The sequence below is a fragment of the Psychrobacter sp. 1U2 genome (assembly GCF_051847575.1).
Genome location: NZ_JBPYDC010000749.1, coordinates 1 through 857 on the forward strand (window position 1 = coordinate 1; position 857 = coordinate 857).

An 857-nucleotide genomic window follows, 5' to 3' on the forward strand; every position below is an offset into this window, starting at 1 on the left:
GCCAACAACATTGTTGTCTTTGATGGCTTACCAGAAGGCTTACGTTTAGCAGATCAGCCAAATCTAAGTGTGAGTAATAATGCGACTATCGTACCGGGTAATGAAGGTAAAGGTACTAGTGATTCAAACGATAGTATCAGAGTTACTCTCCTGAATTTAGCGCCAGGTGAAACAGCCACTATCACGTTCGATGTGCAAAAAGATCAAGCCGAACCACTTGCTGACCCAAAAAACATCATTAATCATGCTTCTGTCACCCTCAATCTTGGTGAAAACCAGACCATCTACGACACGACAGATAGCACTGACACCAAGCAAAACACTGCCAACTTCTATCCAGCTGCTGATGATAGCGAAGTCACGAACGGTACTGTTAGCACAACTACTGGTAGTGACTCAGCGGCCCCCTTAGTCGCAAACCAGCGTGCTGTTAGCATAACAGCACCTACTACCAGAGGTATTCCAACTACTACTGACGACACCACACAAGTCACACATTCAGCTGTCATCAGAAATACAGGTAGAGAGACCGAAGGCGATCAACTCGGTGAGATTAAGTTTACCATCACTGAAGGTGCCAATGACCAAATCACTCAAATACCGAACACGGTAGAAGTGGTATACGACGCTGACGATAACCCAGCCACTGCTAATGTTACCTACACTGTCACAAAAGACGGTAACGGTGATTATGATCTCAGTACGGCCGTCCCTAAAAATGGCGGAGCAGCATGGACTGGTATGGCTCCGAACTCAAGTGTCACCATCAACTATAAAGTAGAGTCTACACAAGCCGTTATTGACTCAACCGAAAAAACCACAGTTACGTTAGTCGTTGGCGGGCAAGACGCTCCTTC

At 46.1% G+C, this 857-nt stretch carries 1 protein-coding gene; it reads left to right on the top strand.

Annotation, left to right across the window (positions count from 1 at the left end):
• The coding region (locus ACS8FD_RS18510) for a hypothetical protein (RefSeq protein WP_439276920.1) at positions 1-857 on the top strand (857 nt) is incomplete at both ends.